Source organism: Rhizobium sp. ARZ01 (assembly GCF_014851675.1).
Classification (GTDB): Bacteria; Pseudomonadota; Alphaproteobacteria; order Rhizobiales; family Rhizobiaceae; genus Mycoplana.
Window position 1 is genome coordinate 307,606 of the sequence record NZ_JACVAE010000004.1, and the last position, 15,387, is coordinate 322,992.

Genomic DNA, 15,387 nt, shown 5'->3' on the forward strand with positions numbered 1-15,387 from the left:
ATCAGAGGACATTGAACATGCCCCATATCTGGGTCGAATACTCCGCCAACATCGAAAAAGAGATTGATGTGCCGCAACTGCTCGAAAACGTGCAGAAGGCGTTGATCGATGACGGAAGCATCTTTCCTTTTGCCGGTGCACGAACGCGCGGCGTTCGCGTCGACAACTATCTGATCGTCGACGGTCATCCCGACAACGCCTTCGTGCATGTTTTGCTGCGCATCGCATCCGGACGAAGCGAGGCTGACCGAAAAGCTGCGGGCGAAAGAGTTTTCGCGAATGTGAAGGAACACCTAGCGGACCTGATGGCGCGCAGACCATTGGGCCTTTCGGTCCAAATGGAAGAAAGCGACGGCGCCGTCAATCTCAAGACCAGCAACTATCGCGACTATCTGAAGATGCGCGCGGCGGGCTGAAGCCGGTTAGCCACTGCCCATAAACTTTCACGAGAGACAGAGTGCAGACCCTGAACCTGCGCTCTGTCTTTGAGTTGAGGTGCCGGCATCGGAGCATTTCGGTGACGGCAGCTATATGCTCACCGGATGACATCGCCTGCAGCGTATTCCGTGTCCGGCAAGATGTTGAAGCTGTTCATGGATGTTTCCAGCTCCGCCAGCATGGTCTGGAGCAGTTTCAGCCTTTGCTCTCCATAGGCCTCGGCTATCCTTTGATATATTTGCGCTGACTGAGGCGTGTGCTGGCGGATGAGTTCCTGGCCCTTTTCGGTGAGAGACAACACACTTCGGCGTTGATCATCCTCATCGGTACGGCGCTTGATGTGTCCAGATGCATCCAGCGTGCGCAGGATTCGCGACAGGCTTGGGCCGAGCAGGAAAGTCAGGCGAACCAAATCGTTGACATCGGCCTCTCCGGCCGAGCTGATCGCCCGCATTACCCGCCATTGCTGTTCGGTGACATGGTGTTCGCGCAGCGACATTCGGAAATGGCGCATTACCGCTTCCCGGGCGCGCAAGAGGGACATGGGAAGCGACGTCGAAAAGTCGCGCAGATCACTTTCGGGAGTCGAACGATTGTCCTCGGGCGGTTCCTTCCGCGCTTCAGCATGGTCTTGATGCCTTTTCATCGGCCGATGCTCCGTTCGTGCTTTCTTGGTTTTGGAAGCATGATGCTTCATGACGTCTGCCTGTTTGAATCCACTATCATCGAACGACGCACCCGAACCTGGGGCAAGGCCCGCGCAGTAACAGTACCCGTTGAAATCGAATTTATCAATGCTATTCAATAAGTTGAAAGAAAATCTTGTGGGGATTCTGCGCGACAAATTGATCCGTGAATGACCATGCGACCTATGCGCCCGAAGAACGCGAGGGTGGCGTTGCCTTTACCGATTGGGATTGAGCAGAAATGCTATGTGATCGCCAGGCAGAGCTTTCGGCCCGCTTCGCTTTGGTCGACGGCGCGCCACAGCCAATTCTTACGTCCGCCAAGCACACGACCACCTCGTCGGGTGGCATAGTCTGGTCCGCCTCGTCGCACATCCTACGATGTTCCAGTCCAAATCTTGTGCTTGATCCATTCGCGTTCCATCCTGGCACGCTCCGCTGCGTCAATGACGTGCTCGCCACGCTGTTGCCGAACATAGTCGAGGAACGTGGCGACTGGTGCGAACCAGCCATTCTTCGAGGCAAGACGTCTTATAAGTTCCCTGAATCGCTGATTGAGATTTCCGTTCGTATCCTGGAAACCAGCTGCGAAATGCGTGTACATGATGCAGGCGCCGGCCTCAGCCTCCAGGCGATCTTGGTTTGCTTCCGATATGACGCGAAGAAACGAATGGACATTCGGTCCCTCAGACGATGAGAACCATTGCTTCACAAAAGGCCGCTGCGGATCGTAATATGGCATGCAAGGATAGGCCTTCAATGTATTTATATCCCCGGTAGTGAAGTTGCGCACATAATCTATACGATCGCGGCAAAGATCCCCCCAAAAGTAAGGGCTTTTTTCACAATGACCATAGAAACGGAGCCTTTTGAAGTGAAGAAGCCGATATGCTTGCCTCCTGATCCCACTCAGCCGAGCATCTCCCCAATAAATGTTCTCGGCGGATTCCGCATGATTAGCCATGGTTCGAGGGTAGCTGCCGAACAACTCGTGGAAGTATTCAAGGCCGTGCGCGATAGTGGCTCGCTCTGAACTGTGGTAGGTTGCACCGTGGAAGCCTATCTCAAATCCATCGCGGAGAAGTTCACGGATATACTCCAAATAAACTGGGTCCTCACAGGTAGCCCCGCCTAGTCTTGAAGTTTGGGGGCCGCGAATTGGCCAAACAGACTTGGTCGTGCGAAGGCCGTTATCGCGCAGGCAGTCATAAACCTTCTCAAAGTTCCCGGGAGTTGCACGGTCAGTGTCGTCGAACACCGTGAACGCGAAGGACTTTCCGTCTGGCCAGCATAGCTTCTCCATTCAGGTCTCCTTATGCCCTCGAAATCATCGTCCACGACTAAGGTCATTCCTGCCATCGGCAACGCGGTACAAGGAGATCGAACGGTCAACCCGATCTCGATTTGAAGATCCGGCGATTCCAATCACGGGGTGCATAGTACAATGTTCTCCCAACATCTCGAAGCATCGATATAACAACGCTCGACGATGCCCTAAACTGCGGGTAGATTATCGGGTCGCCACCATATTTTTTCTTGTAGGCTCCGTCGCCGCCCCAGTAGTACCAATGCACACCACGGCGCTTCCAGTACTTCATTGCATACCAAAGCATGGGCTCATTCGGTCGCACGATCTGATGTTCACGAAGGCTAGCGTTTCCCCAGAAATAGGAAATATCGTTAAATCCAGGAAATATACCTGTGGCAATGCTCTGCCCATCTGAATTACGCGCGCGCAAGAGAAGGAGGTCTCCGGTCGGGTAGACGTGTCTGATAAGAGCCTCTACGCGATCCATGCCATATGTTGGCCGCATATTCTGCTTGGCGAAGACGTCTTCCAACTGACTGAAGTACTCTGCCGCAAATCCATCCGGTGCAGCTTCCTCGATGACGACTCCGGACCTCGCAGCTTTCCTGATGCAGTTCCTGCATGCTCCTCCGTCCATACTGGCGAAAAGCTCGTCCTCTGTCTTTAGAAGGTTTGATCGAAAGGTTCGGACGAGTTGCGCTTTGACTCTGCCATCTCTGAAGTGCTCGCCGACCAGATAGGGATCCGAGATTTCCAGATGCTGGCAGCCTAGCTCAGAAAAAACGAAGGGGATGAGCGCGTCGACTGCATCGGTTCTGGACGCGTCATGCCGCAGGTTGAATCCCATGTACGGGGTCGTCCAGCCTGGGAATGGGCTTCCCAGTATTCGGAAACCCATCCGCCGGATGAGCACGCCTACAAAAAACCCGACGGTCACGCCGGCGTTGTCAATTCGAGCCACAACCGGTTCCCCGGATTGGGTCTCGCAAACGAAATCAATCCACGCCTTTCGCTGCGAGAAAGTTCGGTCCCGGAAAGAATCAAGGAGCGGCCAATTGACGTCGGCATAGACTTCTCTTTCCAGTTTCATCCGGCTGCCCTCCGGATTTTGCCCTCCGGATTTGTTGTGCCTCATTGATTCAGGATAATTCAGGGTAAGACGGAGATGCGGTCCAGCAACGCGACAAGCTCGGCCTGGCGGTTTGTCTCCGTTTTTGCGAAAAGCGAAGCCAGTTGGGAGCGGATCGTCGTCCGGCTAAGGCGATGGCTTCGAGCGATCTCCAAGGGAGCGCCTCCGCGCGCGATCTCGATAGCAAGGCGGGTCTCGGCGCTCGTCAAACCAAAGATTTCCTGCAATGTCAGCGGATTCGGTTCCGGCCGAACGGTTCGGTCGAGCAGCGCGACTATACTCACGCCGTCCGAGACGCCCTCTGCTCGCTCGCTGAACATCACGGGACGCCCTTCACGGAAGGACATGACTACCCACAAGATCGAGCCGGGCAGAACGTTCTCCCAGCCACCAATCAATCGCCGTAGCCCTGCGGAGATCTGATCCGGTGTGTCGGCGATGCCTAGAACAGCTCGTGTGCTGGCATTCCACTCTACTACTCTCTTGTTTCTATTCAGGGCGACGTAGCCACAACCGATACGATTCATCATCCGCTGAACCGAGTGCGGAATGGTTTCCGCTCTGGCGCCCGACTGTTGAGTTGCTGCGGCGGTATCTAGAGCGCCATCGTGCTGACCGAGAGCCGCGTGCGGTCTTACCGCCCAACTGCCGGCATTACGACTGGAGGATTCCATTTTTCCAACCTCAGGTCTACCATCAGTAGTTGCCAATTCTTTCCACTTCGCGGCAGGCAGCGAAGGATGCGCCGGGGCAGTCCTTTTGCCTGCCCGTTATTTACGCAGAGTCACACTTTCAGCGCCATGATTATCTTCCGGCGGAAATATTTCCTTGCTGATTTTGCAGTAAACTGAAGATGTACTATTTTTTATAAATGCGGTCAAATACCCCTTAAGTATTACGTCGTGGCGAGATGTCGAATAGCTCCCAGTGCAATTTGTGGGATGTCACGACTCTTTAGGCCGTGTGACGGACACGGATTGAACCGTGGTGCTGCCTCGGCCCCAGGATGTGGGGGAAGTTGGCTTTTGTGTGTGTCCTTTGTAACTTCAGATTGAGCTGGTTCAAGTCAGTCCACAATCGTTTGCGTGGTGCTGGTTTCGTCGGTCATGTGCTCTGGGGTGATTTCGGTCCGGTCAACCGATCCTCCGCTGCCTTCGCAAACCGTGGAGAAATATAACCTTCTGAAATCACCCGACATAGTTTTCCGTTGGGCTCTCAGACTTGAAATGACTTGCGGGATCCGGATTTGCGCGTCAAACTCAAGATATAGATTTTTTATTGCGATCTTGGCGTCCCGTACGTACCGCGCGCTGTATCATGGATGCTTGGAGTGCTTGCGTTGGCCTCGGCGGTGGCCCAACGAGGCAGCGGGGTGGGGATCATGTCGAAAGCCGGCATCACCCGTAAGTCTATGACTGACGTCGCGAGAGTTCGCTTCGTCAGCAATGTGGCTTCCAATGCTTGCTACATCGTTCTGAATACAGTGCTCATGCTGTGGTATGTTCCGTTTCTGGTAAGTCACCTCGGCGTCGCCGCGCGCGGATGATTGCGCTAGCAAATACCCTTGTCATGTACGGAACGCTGGTCGGCGCCTGAGCGTTTCGACAACTTAAAAAAGCTGCCGCGTACTTCGCCAAGGGTGCAAAGTGATGTCCGACCAGATCGAGACGCTCTACAACCCAAAACGCAGCCACGTTAGGAATGGAATGCTGTCTCACGATTTCGAGCAGCAGAACATGGGGGCCGAGGGTGTCTACTAAACGCGGGGCTATTCGATGATCAAAATCAATGTACTCGGCGATCTCGTGCTGACGGACCCCATCAACGAGCTTGCAAGACAGCCTGGCTCTTCGGCCATTTTTTCTTGCTCTACGAGAAGGTTTTTGAGTGCGGCAGACCTGAATATCTTCAATCTCGAGTCACCAATAACTTCAAAAAAGAAGAGTGAAAAGAAGGTAGGCCCTGCGCTCAGGGGGAATAAGGATCTCCTGCCCGTTATAGCTCAGAGCGGATTGGGCGTGGCAACGCTCGCTAATAATCACATGATGGATTTCGGCATCTCCGGACTTGAGGACACATTGGGTGCCCTCGGTGAGAACAATATCGAGCATCTGGGTGCGGGAATGAAAGGGGCGGAAGCGCCTCATCGGCTTCGCTACGTCGCACAAGGGACTTCTGCTTCGCTAATAAATGTCGCGGAGCAAGAATTTGGCGTCGTGGAGGCGGGGCGCGCGGGTGTGGTGAAAGAAGATATTTCGTCGCTTTATTACTGGATAATAGAAGAAAAGACCGTATCTGACTTCGTAATTGTTATAATTCACGGGGGTTCGGAATATTTTCCGCTGCCTTCTCCGGAGCGAATTAAAAGGGCCCGCCTATATGCCGATTTTGGCGCAGATGCTGTTATATATCATCATACACACGTGATAAGTGCATATGAGACCTACAAGAACAAACCAATATTCTATGGGCTTGGGAACTTTCTTTTCTATTGGCCCAGCAAGTCTGGTGACTGGAATACGGGAATGGCGGCATCCCTTCTTCTAGATGTCGAGCATAACAGAATTATTGGTGAGCCGATTGTTCACTGCTACTCGCCAAACTCTGGCGTTAGCATGCTTTCTAAGCAAGAATCTCAACGTGAGTTCTCCTGTCTCGACAATCTCAACATGGCTCTCGCAGATGCAGCTCATCTTGGCAGGCTTTGGGAGGAGTTTTGTCTCCAGCAACGACACATGTACCTGCGGAAGAACAACTTGATCTCGGAATTTCAGGAGGGGATGGCCCAGCGCGGCGTTTGGCCGATACCTATGTTTCCCAGCAAATCGTTGCTAGGTGGGTTAAACGCGTTGAGGTGCGTTTCGCATCGTGAAGCTTCGGTGACGGTGCTTGAAGCCGAGGCTAAACGGCGCTTCGATACTTTCATCACTTGACACGTGTCAGACTTGAAATGACTTGCGGGATCCGGTTTTGCGCGTCAAACTCAAGATATGGATTTTGCTCCGATCTTGGCGCCCCATACGCGCCGTGCTGTGTCACGGACGTTTGGATAGCTTCCTTTGGCCCAGGACAGTGGTCCAACGAGGCAGCAGGGTGGGAATCATGTCGAATGCCGGCATCACCCGTAAGTCTATAACTGACGTCGCGAAAGTTCGCTTCGTCAGCAATGTGGCTTTCAATGTTTGCTACATCGTTCTGAACACAGTGCTCATGCTGTGGTATGTTCCGTTTCTGGTAAGTCATCTCGGCGTGGCAGCGTACGGGATGATTGCGCTAGCAAACTCCCTTGTGATGTATGGAGCGTTGGTCGGAACCAGCCTGAACGTCTCGAATACTCGTTTTCTGGCGATAGACCTCAATCAAGGCGACGACGCCAGCGCCAACCGAACTTTCAACACGGCCCTGGCGCTTTCGATAATTGCTTGTAGCGCCCTGTTGGTGTTGGTAGGTATTCTGACCTATTTCCTGCCGGTGCTGTTCAATGTTCCGGCCGGGCTGGAGCCTGCGAGCCAGTTTCTGTTTGCAAGCGTTTGCGCTGCGTTCCTCGTGGCAATTCTGAGCAGCAATTTCGGTGTTTCGAGCGTGATCAGACATCGCTTCGACCTGCGAAACATCGTGAACTCACTGACGATGCTGACCCGCATGGGCATCATAGCGCTTTGTTTCATGGTCTGGCCGGCAACCCTCTGGCAAGTCGCGGCGGCTTTCATCATCGCCGCCATGATCGGGCTTGCGGGCGACATAGTCGTCTGGAGACGCTTGACGCCGGAGTTGCATCTCAATTACCGCGCTATCGACCGTCATCGATTTCGGGCACTTGCGAGTTTGGGCGGCTGGTCAGCTGTCAACCAGAGCGGCGCACTCCTGCTGATGCAGGTGGACCTCCTGATCGTAAACGCCATGTTCGGCGCCGAGATGACCGGCCGATACGGCGCCGTGTTGCTCTTCCCTGCTATGATACATATGCTCACGGAGGCCGTCGTCGCTGTGTTAAGTCCGGCAATAATGGCGCGCTACGCCGTAGACGACATCGAGGGAATGCGGCGGATCGCTTGTCATTCCGTCAAGCTCCTTGGGATAGCACTAGCCCTGCCGGTTGGCCTGCTGTGCGGATTTGCCGGGCCTTTGCTGCATCTGTGGCTTGGTCCCCAGTTTGCTCAACTGGACGTGCTGCTGATCCTTCTCGTTGGCCATTTGGCCGTCAACCTGGCGATCAGGCCGCTTTTGTACGTTGTGACGGCGTACAACAAGGTCAAAGTGCAAGGGTTGCTCACGCTCGCCCTCGGCTTCGCGAACATCGGCTTGGCGATAGTGCTTGCACGCTGGAGCGGATGGGGAGTAGCCGGGATCGCGGCAGCCGCGGCCATCGTGTGGACGGTTAAGAATTGTCTGTTCTTGTCCTGCTACTGCGCGGTTCTGTTGCGTCTTTCCTGGTGGTCGTTCTATGCGCCTTTGACAGCCGGGGCACTCGGCACGTTAGCTATCGGCTGCGCCGGCAGGCTCATTTCACAGCTTTGGTGGCCGGCGAGTTGGCTGACTCTCGGCGCAATGGCGACAGCGATTGCTGTCGTGTATAGTATCGGTGCCTATACTTGGAGCTTGAGCCGTTCGGATCGGGATCTGCTGTGGAGCGTCCTGGATCGGAGATTACATGCTTAACTGGCGTGCACCGATCTTGACAGTATACGACGCACGGATCTCCCACAATCCGATCCCCCGCTATAGTTCATTCCTAAGCGAATTCTATAGCTGGCCGATCGCAAGGCAGCGAGAGGCACAGCGGGAACGGCTTTCGCAGCTGTTGTTGCACGCTGCCCGCAACGTGCCGCATTACCGCGATGTGCTGACAATGACTGGCGTGGTGCACGGCGATCACGTGGATCTCGAACGCTTTCGGCACGTGCCGGAGCTTACCAGGGACATGTTGCGCGCGAAATTCGAACTGCTGAAGAGCGATGATCTCCCCTTGAGGGCGTGGCATAAGAACAGTTCGGGCGGAAGCAGTGGAGAGCCGGTGTCATTGCTGCAGGACCGCTACTACGATGACATGGGGCAGGCAGCGACCGAGATGCACTATTCTTGGGCGGGAAAGGTCCCCGGAGAGCCGTTCGTCAAGCTTTGGGGGTCGGACCGCGACGTACTGTTCGGTACCGTAGGATGGCGCAACAAACTTAGCAACTTCATGCGGAACCGAGCGTTCCTCAACTCCTTCGATCTAAGCAGACAGCGCATGCAAAACTACGCAAGAGTAATTCAGCGCGTGCGCCCTGTCATCATCGAAGCTTATTCCGAGAGCATCTACGAGCTTGCGCGCTACATCAATGCCGAGCGTATCAAACTCCCCCCCGTCAGGAGCGTCGTCACGAGCGCCGGCACACTCTATCCCTTCATTCGCGAAGAAGTCACGCGTGCCTTCAACTGCCCGGTACTAAATCGATATGGTTCACGAGAAGTCGGCAACTTGGCCGGTGAGCGCGAAGCCGGAGCAGGGATGGAGGTTTTCACCTATACCCACTTCGTTGAGGTCGTAGATGACGCAGGTGAGCCGTGTGGCCCGGGTGAGGAAGGTGACCTGTTGGTCACATGCCTGACCAACTATGCCATGCCGATTATTCGCTACCGGATCGGCGACCGCGCGGTGGTCGGAGATGCGGTCACAACCCCGACGCCCTCCCTCGAAAGGCTGGCGACAGTAACTGGACGCATAACGGACGCCTTTGTGCGCGAGGACGGCTCGACCATCCCCGGAAACTTCTTCATACATTTCGTCGGAGTTGTGCATAACTCTGGCTGGCTGAGGAAGACCCAGATCATCCAGCAAGACTATAACATGATCCTGGTTAAGATGGTCCTATCCGCGCCGCCGCCGGAGGGTACTCTGGAGGAGATCCGTAGTTCGCTGCAGCGCGTTACGGGATCCGCATGTCAGGTGACCTTCGAGTTCGTCGACGCCATTCCGAAGCTGGCCTCAGGCAAGTACCGTTATACGGTATCGCTCGTTCCTCGGCCGTCACACGGCACACCTGCTATTCAATAAATCCCTGAAGGTCGCGTTGACGGCGTCGAAGCGGAAGCCGCTCCTTTCCTCCGAACTTCTAGGTAACGTCGCCGCCAAGTCTCCACCGAATGAAATCGCTCTTGTCATGCCGCCTCCGTTGGCACAGTGGGGTTGGTATTCCGCTTGTTCATGCGCCGTGGGTGGCTTTCCGTGCAGAGGCGGCCCCTGTAAGAACGCATCACTGTCCAGATAGGTGCGCGACCACGCATCCAGAAAGAGAGAAACCGCCATAGCAGCGGCGCGAAGTCTCGCCTACCCGGCGAGATGTGGGCCGCGATGATGCGTTCTACGTACGTCACATCCCAGAAGCGGCGCGCCTTCGAACGTTTGCCCACTCGGCCGCTGGAACCAGGCGCGAAGCGGAACGCCGAAGTCACGCTTGCTGCCGCGTTGCACCTGCGTCGGTAACAGCCGCTCCGCCAGCTTTCGCGGGGGCAGTTTGCGCTCACGGGTATTGAGGAGTGCTTCCGTTCTTTTTCCCTGCCAGGAAAGACCTCAGAAAACGCTAATCAAAAGTGGCCCAGTTTGAAGGGGTCAGATCAGTCGGCTGCGTCATAACTACTGATCACCAGCCACCAGCCTCATCGTCAGTTAAACTGACATCACTCACTTACTTCCCACTTTCGCTTTACGGCGTCATAGAGGCCGAGAACAACGAGATATCGCCTCAGCGCTGCCTTGAGCGGCTCGGGAAGGGTGGATAAGGGAGGTAGCAGGCCCGCCCGCCGTTTCTTTGCCATTGAAGCAAACCAGTCATATTCCACGCGCCTCACCTTGATGGCCTGGCGCGCGGTATCCAGAACTAGGTACGTCGCGCGTGGATCGGAGGTCCGCGATTCTCCGACTGAACCCGGGTTGATATGGTAATAGGTATCCTCCTTGACGTTGATCTCGTTGCCAAGAAGTTGTCGCGGCGAGGAACCCTGCCATTCGAAGACGCCAAGGCGGTGCGTGTGTCCGAAGGCGCAGATCCGGATGCCTGAGGGGTGGTTCATGAGTGCCTCGAAGCTTGCCCGGCGCTGTTCGTCATTGTCTAGCCGAACCGTATCGCAGCTTTTCTCCGGGTGCAGTGCGCCGTGAACCGCGATCACCGCGTCGCCAATCTCAGCCTTGAGGGGCAGTCCGGCCAGAAATGATACTGCTTCCTGGCCGAGCCGCCGGCGTGTCCAGAAGATCGCGCGGGCGCCGACAAAGCCGAAATCGTCGGTGACGATCTGTCCACAGACAGCCCTGTCGTGATTTCCGGCTACGCATATGGCTCCGCATTCCTGTAGCAGGGCTATACACTCTGCCGGGTCCGTATTGTAGCCGACGATATCGCCAAGGCATACGATACGGTCTGCTCCCTGTGTCGAGATGTCGTCGAGAGTCGCCCGGAGCGCCTCGAGATTGGAGTGAACATCGGAGATGATCGCCAACCTCATGCTTCCCCCCGGTGTGAGGACTGCATGAGGCGGGAAAGTCTTTCGCTAACGCTAGACATGCCCCGATGCCATACCGCGTGCAGCAGTACCGGATCATCCCAATTCATATGCGACGTCACCTCGCAGCGGATCACCCAGGGCAACCACGACCACAGGGATAACCCGATAGTGCGAGCAGCAATCCAATCGGAAGGGAGAGTGCACCATCGGACGCCCGGACGGGCTTTCGCTGGAAGCGGCCGGGATTGACCGGTCAGATCTGCGTAGACCAGCGCTGGTATGTTGACGCCTGCACGTGCGCCTAGGACATGCCAAAGATTAAAGCGCGGGTTGATCTCCAGGAGGTGAAGTTCACCATCAGGATCTCGTTTGAAATCGAACTTGGCAACGCCCAGCAGGTCCAGCTTCTTAACCAATGCGTGGCCAAGCGATGCCACATCCGCCGCATCCGTAGTCTCCAGCGCAGTGCTGTGACCACATGACGGCGGATAAGTTCGTATTTTTCGGCCAGTAAACTCGCCGGCAATTTCGCCCCGATCATCAACATAAACATGATAACTTTCGATGCAGCTTTCCGGCCCCGGAATCATCTCCTGGACGAGGAGATCCATTTCGTTGCTGGCCAAACGGGGCCACAGTTCTCGGAACGCCTCTTCTGTGGCGACCTCGATTGCCTTGCTACCGCCAGAGATCAGTTCCCAAGGTGACCGGCGCCTGAGTGGCTTGATGACGGCCGGAAAGCGCAGATCAATGGAAGCCGGCGCTGAGTCCGGACTTGGCCGGATCCTTCGTGATGCCGGAACGGGAAGGCTCAGGCGTTCCGCCAGAGATTGAAAACGGGCCTTGTCGACAAGGTCCTCCACCAACGTTGCTTCGGGCAGGATGAAGCGGAAGGCCTGCCCCAGTCTTTCGCGGTATCTTGACGTGAACAGGAGATGGGAATCCTCTTCGAAGAAAAGGACGGGGGGCTCCTGCTGTGCCGCACCGAAGCGCAGCAACATGTCCGCCAACGCGTCGAGATTCTTTGAGAAGCTCTGCCAGGGTAGGACCGCTCGGACGAACCGCGAGTAGGTGGTCGGGTTGCCGGGCGGCGCGACAACTGCGCAGCAAATACCAACCAGTCCGAGGGGCCGAACCACATTCATATCGCCCATGACGCAAGCCATGGGGCTGGCGACCGATTTGCGATTCACGGGAGCTTCCCATGTCTGCTGTGGATGGCGAGTGCGATACATTCGAAATCCTATTCCGCGGAGCGCCGAGGAGGCTCAGTTGACGCGACGTGCCGTCAAGTGCAACGCGAGAGCTTCCCGCAGCGGCACGGCGGCCGCCGCTTGCAGGCCGAGCATCGGCCGGACCGGACATGTGTAGCCGCCGGGAACAGGGCCGTGAGCCTGCCGCGTGGCGCGGTCACGTAATATACCCCTTCTCCGTCCGCACCCGGCCTTGCTCAAAGCGGTGGCGCCACCACGAGATGGTCTGATCGAGACCTTCCCGAAGTGAGGTGACAGGTTGCCATCCAGTCTCGCGCTGGAAACGGGAGGAGTCCGCCAGCAAAGCTCGAACTTCGGAATGTACCGGCCGTAGGCGGCTTTCATCCGTGCGGACAGGCTTGTTGCACTTTGTCATATCGAGGACCAGCTCGATAATGTCGGCGACGTTCGCCGCCCGCTGGCTGCCTGCATTGTAGGGGCTGCCGAACTCGATCCCGACTGCGCTTCCTGCCGCAAGAAACGCAGCAACCGTATCACCTACAAAGGTGAGGTCGCGGATCGGCGTCGTATCGCCCACGAATATGGCCGAGCAGGAAGGGTCGAGCGCCTGCCGAATAATTGTGGGAATGATGGCCCGCTCGCTCTGACGAGGCCCGAACGTGTTGAACGGTCGCAGGATGACAACGGAAAGCCCGAACGAACGGGCGAATGCTTCCGCCATTGCATCCGCACCGATCTTCGACGCCGAATAGGGAGATTGTGCCCTCAGAGGATGTGCTTCACCGATCGGCATCGTGATCGCCGTTCCATAGACCTCGCTGGTGGAGGTAACGACCACGCGCTCCGTCCCTGCCTGCCGGGCGGCCTCAAGAATGTTAAGCGTGCCGAGGATGTTTGTCTCCACATAGGACTGGGCTGCCGCATAGGAATATGGAATTGCGATGAGAGCAGCGAGATGAAATACCAACTGGTGATCCCGCACGATACTGCTAATGAAGTTGGTATCCCGCACATCGCCGCGAACGAGATTGACCTTCTCCTTTATGGTTTCGGGCAGATCGTCGAGCCAACCATAACTGTCAAAGGAGTTGTAAAGGGCAAGGGCCGTGACCTCGCTCCCGTATTGGACGAGTTTTTCGGTCAGATGCGATCCAATGAACCCATCAGCTCCGGTTATGAGCACTCTGCTCTTGTCATACCGCATTTAACAACTCCCCTGCGGCGCTTCGCATGTCAAGTGCGACGATCCCAGTTGGGCTAGCGACGCTCGCGTTCTGCCAGAGCGGCGCCAACCGACGGGACCCAGCCAAGGACGGCCAACGCCCCCCGGATCATCCAAGCAATATCGGAAGCGACGTTGCGGTGTGAGAAATAGGCAAGGTCGAGCTTAGCCTTGGCCGGAAACAGGACGTCGCGATAAAATTGCGTCGGATCCTGATCTCGCGGATAGAACTGCCGTTCGTTACGGAACACTACCTGGCTCGGGCCGATCAACCCCGGCCTGTACTGCAGGACTTCCTCGAACTCTTCGCAAAAGCAATGAACGAAGTCCAAGCTCTCCGGGCGCGGCCCAACGATGGACATCTCGCCGCGTAGCACGTTCCACAATTGCGGCAGTTCGTCGATTTTGGTCGCAGCGAGGATCTGTCCAACTCTCGTGAGGCGACTGTCGCCGTCCAACGTGAGCGGGCAGCCATCCGTACCGCAATCTGGGCGGAACTTGCGGAACTTGTACATCTGGAATGGTTGCCCTCCGACGCCGACTCGTATCTGGGCGAAGAGGATCGGGGGCCCGCCTTCTAGCAGGAGCGCGGCGGCGACCAGAATCATCAGAGGAGCCAGGAGCACCATCGCGGCTCCCGCGATGAGGATGTCGAACGTCCGCTGCGCGAGCAGGCTGGCGGCTCGCGCTTGCGGCCTCTGCAATGCGACTGGCTGCATTGTCATGCCACGGCTCCAGTATTGGCCCTGTTGTGAACCACCTCTGCAAGACGCGCGACGACCATTTCCAGCATGGATGTGCTGATCCGAGGATGTAGCGGGAGAGTCAACTCGCGTTCGGCGAAGGCTTCGGTTCGCGGCAGATGAAGGTTCGGGTAGAGCTGCCGGTAGAGCGACAGGAGGTGCACTGGGGGATAATGGATGGTGGTCTGAATCCCAGCGGCTCGAAGGTAATCGATCACGTCCTGCCGGTTCACGAAGGACGGCAACAGAACCGGCATGATATGACAAGCGGACAGATTGCTTCCGGAGAACGGGACTTGGACCGAAGGACAGTCCAGCGCAATCAGGCGGCGGTAGATCAAGCTCAATGCCAGCCTGATGCCGTTCCAGTTCTGGAGTTGCTTCAGTTGCGCCAGGCCGATGGCTGCGCGTAACTCGTCCATGCGATAGTTGAAGCCCAGCATGGTGACGTCGTAATGCGGCGTACGGCTATTCAGCCTCTGATGCGTGGTGCTAGTCATCCCGTGAGCGCGCGCCTGCCGGATTGCCTCGCGCACGACACCATCCCGTGCCAGGACGGCACCGCCTTCGGCCGTCGTCATGTTCTTGTTGCCATAGAAGCTGAATGCCGCTGCATCGCCGAACGTGCCGGCTTCCCTCAGGCCGGGTGCATGCGCTGCATCCTCAATAAGCAGCAGCCCTCTCCGCCGAGCGAATGCACGCCATGCCTCGCGGTCAGGTAGATATCCGGCAAAATGAACCAGGATGACGGCTTTCGTGCGCGGGGTGCACCGCGCCTCCGCCTCGGCCAAGGACATGAGTGGCACATCCATTGACTCGATGTCGACAAAGACGGGGTCAGCACCGACATAGCGAACGGCATTGGCGGTAGCGACGAAGGTGAGGCTCGGCACGAGCACTTCGTCACCGTGCTCCACCCCAAGCGCCAGCAGGATCAGGTGCAAGGCCGCCGTGCACGAGCTAACGGCGACAGCGTCCTCCGCTCCATGCATCGTGGCAAACGCCTCCTCAAAGGCGCGCACGCGATCTCCCATCGTCAGCCATTCGCTGTCGATGACCTCGGAAAGCATGGCCTTTTCCTCAGCACCTACAATGGGCGCGGAAACCAGCAGCATGGAGACACTTCCTTCGGCTCATGTGAAGACGGTTGGGTACCCGCAGATC

At 56.6% G+C, this 15,387-nt stretch carries 13 protein-coding genes; 4 read left to right on the forward strand and 9 right to left on the reverse strand.

Translation table 11 applies throughout. The annotated features are described in order from the left end of the window. Positions 1-17 precede the first annotated feature (17 nt). On the forward strand, positions 18-416 hold the full coding sequence (locus IB238_RS21640; protein ID WP_192252011.1) for a 5-carboxymethyl-2-hydroxymuconate Delta-isomerase: 399 nt from the start codon (positions 18-20) through the stop codon (positions 414-416). Between the two features lie 119 nt (positions 417-535). Here the strand turns inward: IB238_RS21640 and hpaR are convergent, their stop codons facing one another. The 4 genes from hpaR to IB238_RS21660 form a co-directional block, all read right to left on the reverse strand. Next, complete coding sequence (gene hpaR / locus IB238_RS21645; RefSeq protein WP_348648280.1) at positions 536-1,135, reverse strand: homoprotocatechuate degradation operon regulator HpaR; 600 nt, start codon at positions 1,133-1,135, stop codon at positions 536-538. 365 nt (positions 1,136-1,500) lie between these two features. After that, a complete protein-coding gene (locus IB238_RS21650; RefSeq protein WP_192252014.1) occupies positions 1,501-2,427 on the reverse strand; it encodes a hypothetical protein in 927 nt (308 codons plus the stop codon). 85 nt (positions 2,428-2,512) lie between these two features. Beyond that, the gene (locus IB238_RS21655; RefSeq protein ID WP_192252017.1) at positions 2,513-3,523 is read right to left on the reverse strand and encodes a GNAT family N-acetyltransferase; all 1,011 of its coding nucleotides are present in this window, start codon (positions 3,521-3,523) and stop codon (positions 2,513-2,515) included. 59 nt (positions 3,524-3,582) lie between these two features. Further along, entirely contained in the window at positions 3,583-4,236 is a 654-nt protein-coding gene (locus IB238_RS21660; protein WP_192252020.1) for a helix-turn-helix transcriptional regulator, read from the reverse strand. A 1,101-nt stretch (positions 4,237-5,337) separates the two neighbouring features. On the opposite strand from IB238_RS21660, the gene IB238_RS21665 reads away from it, so the two are divergent. The 3 genes from IB238_RS21665 to IB238_RS21675 all read left to right on the forward strand — a co-directional run bounded on the left by IB238_RS21665 (position 5,338) and on the right by IB238_RS21675 (position 9,599). Further along, on the forward strand, positions 5,338-6,495 hold the full coding sequence (locus tag IB238_RS21665; RefSeq protein ID WP_192252036.1) for a CapA family protein: 1,158 nt from the start codon (positions 5,338-5,340) through the stop codon (positions 6,493-6,495). A 169-nt stretch (positions 6,496-6,664) separates the two neighbouring features. Continuing rightward, entirely contained in the window at positions 6,665-8,221 is a 1,557-nt protein-coding gene (locus tag IB238_RS21670; protein ID WP_192252039.1) for a lipopolysaccharide biosynthesis protein, read from the forward strand. Next, on the forward strand, positions 8,214-9,599 hold the full coding sequence (locus IB238_RS21675) for a phenylacetate--CoA ligase family protein (RefSeq protein ID WP_192252041.1): 1,386 nt from the start codon (positions 8,214-8,216) through the stop codon (positions 9,597-9,599). The genes IB238_RS21670 and IB238_RS21675 overlap by 8 nt, the downstream gene beginning before the upstream one ends. Before the next feature lie 623 nt (positions 9,600-10,222). On the opposite strand, the gene IB238_RS21680 is transcribed toward IB238_RS21675, so the two are convergent. The 5 genes from IB238_RS21680 to IB238_RS21700 form a co-directional block, all read right to left on the reverse strand. After that, a complete protein-coding gene (locus tag IB238_RS21680) occupies positions 10,223-11,044 on the reverse strand; it encodes a metallophosphoesterase family protein (RefSeq protein WP_192252043.1) in 822 nt (273 codons plus the stop codon). Continuing rightward, positions 11,041-12,237 carry an ATP-grasp domain-containing protein gene (locus tag IB238_RS25065; protein ID WP_210333673.1) on the reverse strand — a complete coding sequence of 399 codons (1,197 nt, stop codon included), beginning with the start codon at positions 12,235-12,237 and terminating at the stop codon, positions 11,041-11,043. Before IB238_RS25065 ends, IB238_RS21680 begins: the two co-directional genes overlap by 4 nt. 217 nt (positions 12,238-12,454) lie before the next feature. Continuing rightward, positions 12,455-13,462, reverse strand: coding sequence for an SDR family NAD(P)-dependent oxidoreductase (locus IB238_RS21690; protein ID WP_192252045.1), 1,008 nt, complete (start codon positions 13,460-13,462; stop codon positions 12,455-12,457). A 53-nt stretch (positions 13,463-13,515) separates the two neighbouring features. Continuing rightward, the gene (locus tag IB238_RS21695; RefSeq protein ID WP_192252047.1) at positions 13,516-14,205 is read right to left on the reverse strand and encodes a sugar transferase; all 690 of its coding nucleotides are present in this window, start codon (positions 14,203-14,205) and stop codon (positions 13,516-13,518) included. Beyond that, the gene (locus IB238_RS21700) at positions 14,202-15,338 is read right to left on the reverse strand and encodes a DegT/DnrJ/EryC1/StrS aminotransferase family protein (RefSeq protein ID WP_192252049.1); all 1,137 of its coding nucleotides are present in this window, start codon (positions 15,336-15,338) and stop codon (positions 14,202-14,204) included. Before IB238_RS21700 ends, IB238_RS21695 begins: the two co-directional genes overlap by 4 nt. Positions 15,339-15,387: the final 49 nt, after the last annotated feature.

Bases quoted from the DNA above. Each gene is read 5' to 3' on its own strand.
- IB238_RS21640 (WP_192252011.1), top strand. From the start codon at position 18: ATGCCCCATATCTGGGTCGAATACTCCGCCAACATCGAAAAAGAGATT.
- hpaR (WP_348648280.1), bottom strand. From the start codon at position 1,135: ATGAAGCATCATGCTTCCAAAACCAAGAAAGCACGAACGGAGCATCGG.
- IB238_RS21650 (WP_192252014.1), bottom strand. From the start codon at position 2,427: ATGGAGAAGCTATGCTGGCCAGACGGAAAGTCCTTCGCGTTCACGGTG.
- IB238_RS21655 (WP_192252017.1), bottom strand. From the start codon at position 3,523: ATGAAACTGGAAAGAGAAGTCTATGCCGACGTCAATTGGCCGCTCCTT.
- IB238_RS21660 (WP_192252020.1), bottom strand. From the start codon at position 4,236: ATGGAATCCTCCAGTCGTAATGCCGGCAGTTGGGCGGTAAGACCGCAC.
- IB238_RS21665 (WP_192252036.1), top strand. From the start codon at position 5,338: ATGATCAAAATCAATGTACTCGGCGATCTCGTGCTGACGGACCCCATC.
- IB238_RS21670 (WP_192252039.1), top strand. From the start codon at position 6,665: ATGTCGAATGCCGGCATCACCCGTAAGTCTATAACTGACGTCGCGAAA.
- IB238_RS21675 (WP_192252041.1), top strand. From the start codon at position 8,214: ATGCTTAACTGGCGTGCACCGATCTTGACAGTATACGACGCACGGATC.
- IB238_RS21680 (WP_192252043.1), bottom strand. From the start codon at position 11,044: ATGAGGTTGGCGATCATCTCCGATGTTCACTCCAATCTCGAGGCGCTC.
- IB238_RS21690 (WP_192252045.1), bottom strand. From the start codon at position 13,462: ATGCGGTATGACAAGAGCAGAGTGCTCATAACCGGAGCTGATGGGTTC.
- IB238_RS21695 (WP_192252047.1), bottom strand. From the start codon at position 14,205: ATGACAATGCAGCCAGTCGCATTGCAGAGGCCGCAAGCGCGAGCCGCC.
- IB238_RS21700 (WP_192252049.1), bottom strand. From the start codon at position 15,338: ATGCTGCTGGTTTCCGCGCCCATTGTAGGTGCTGAGGAAAAGGCCATG.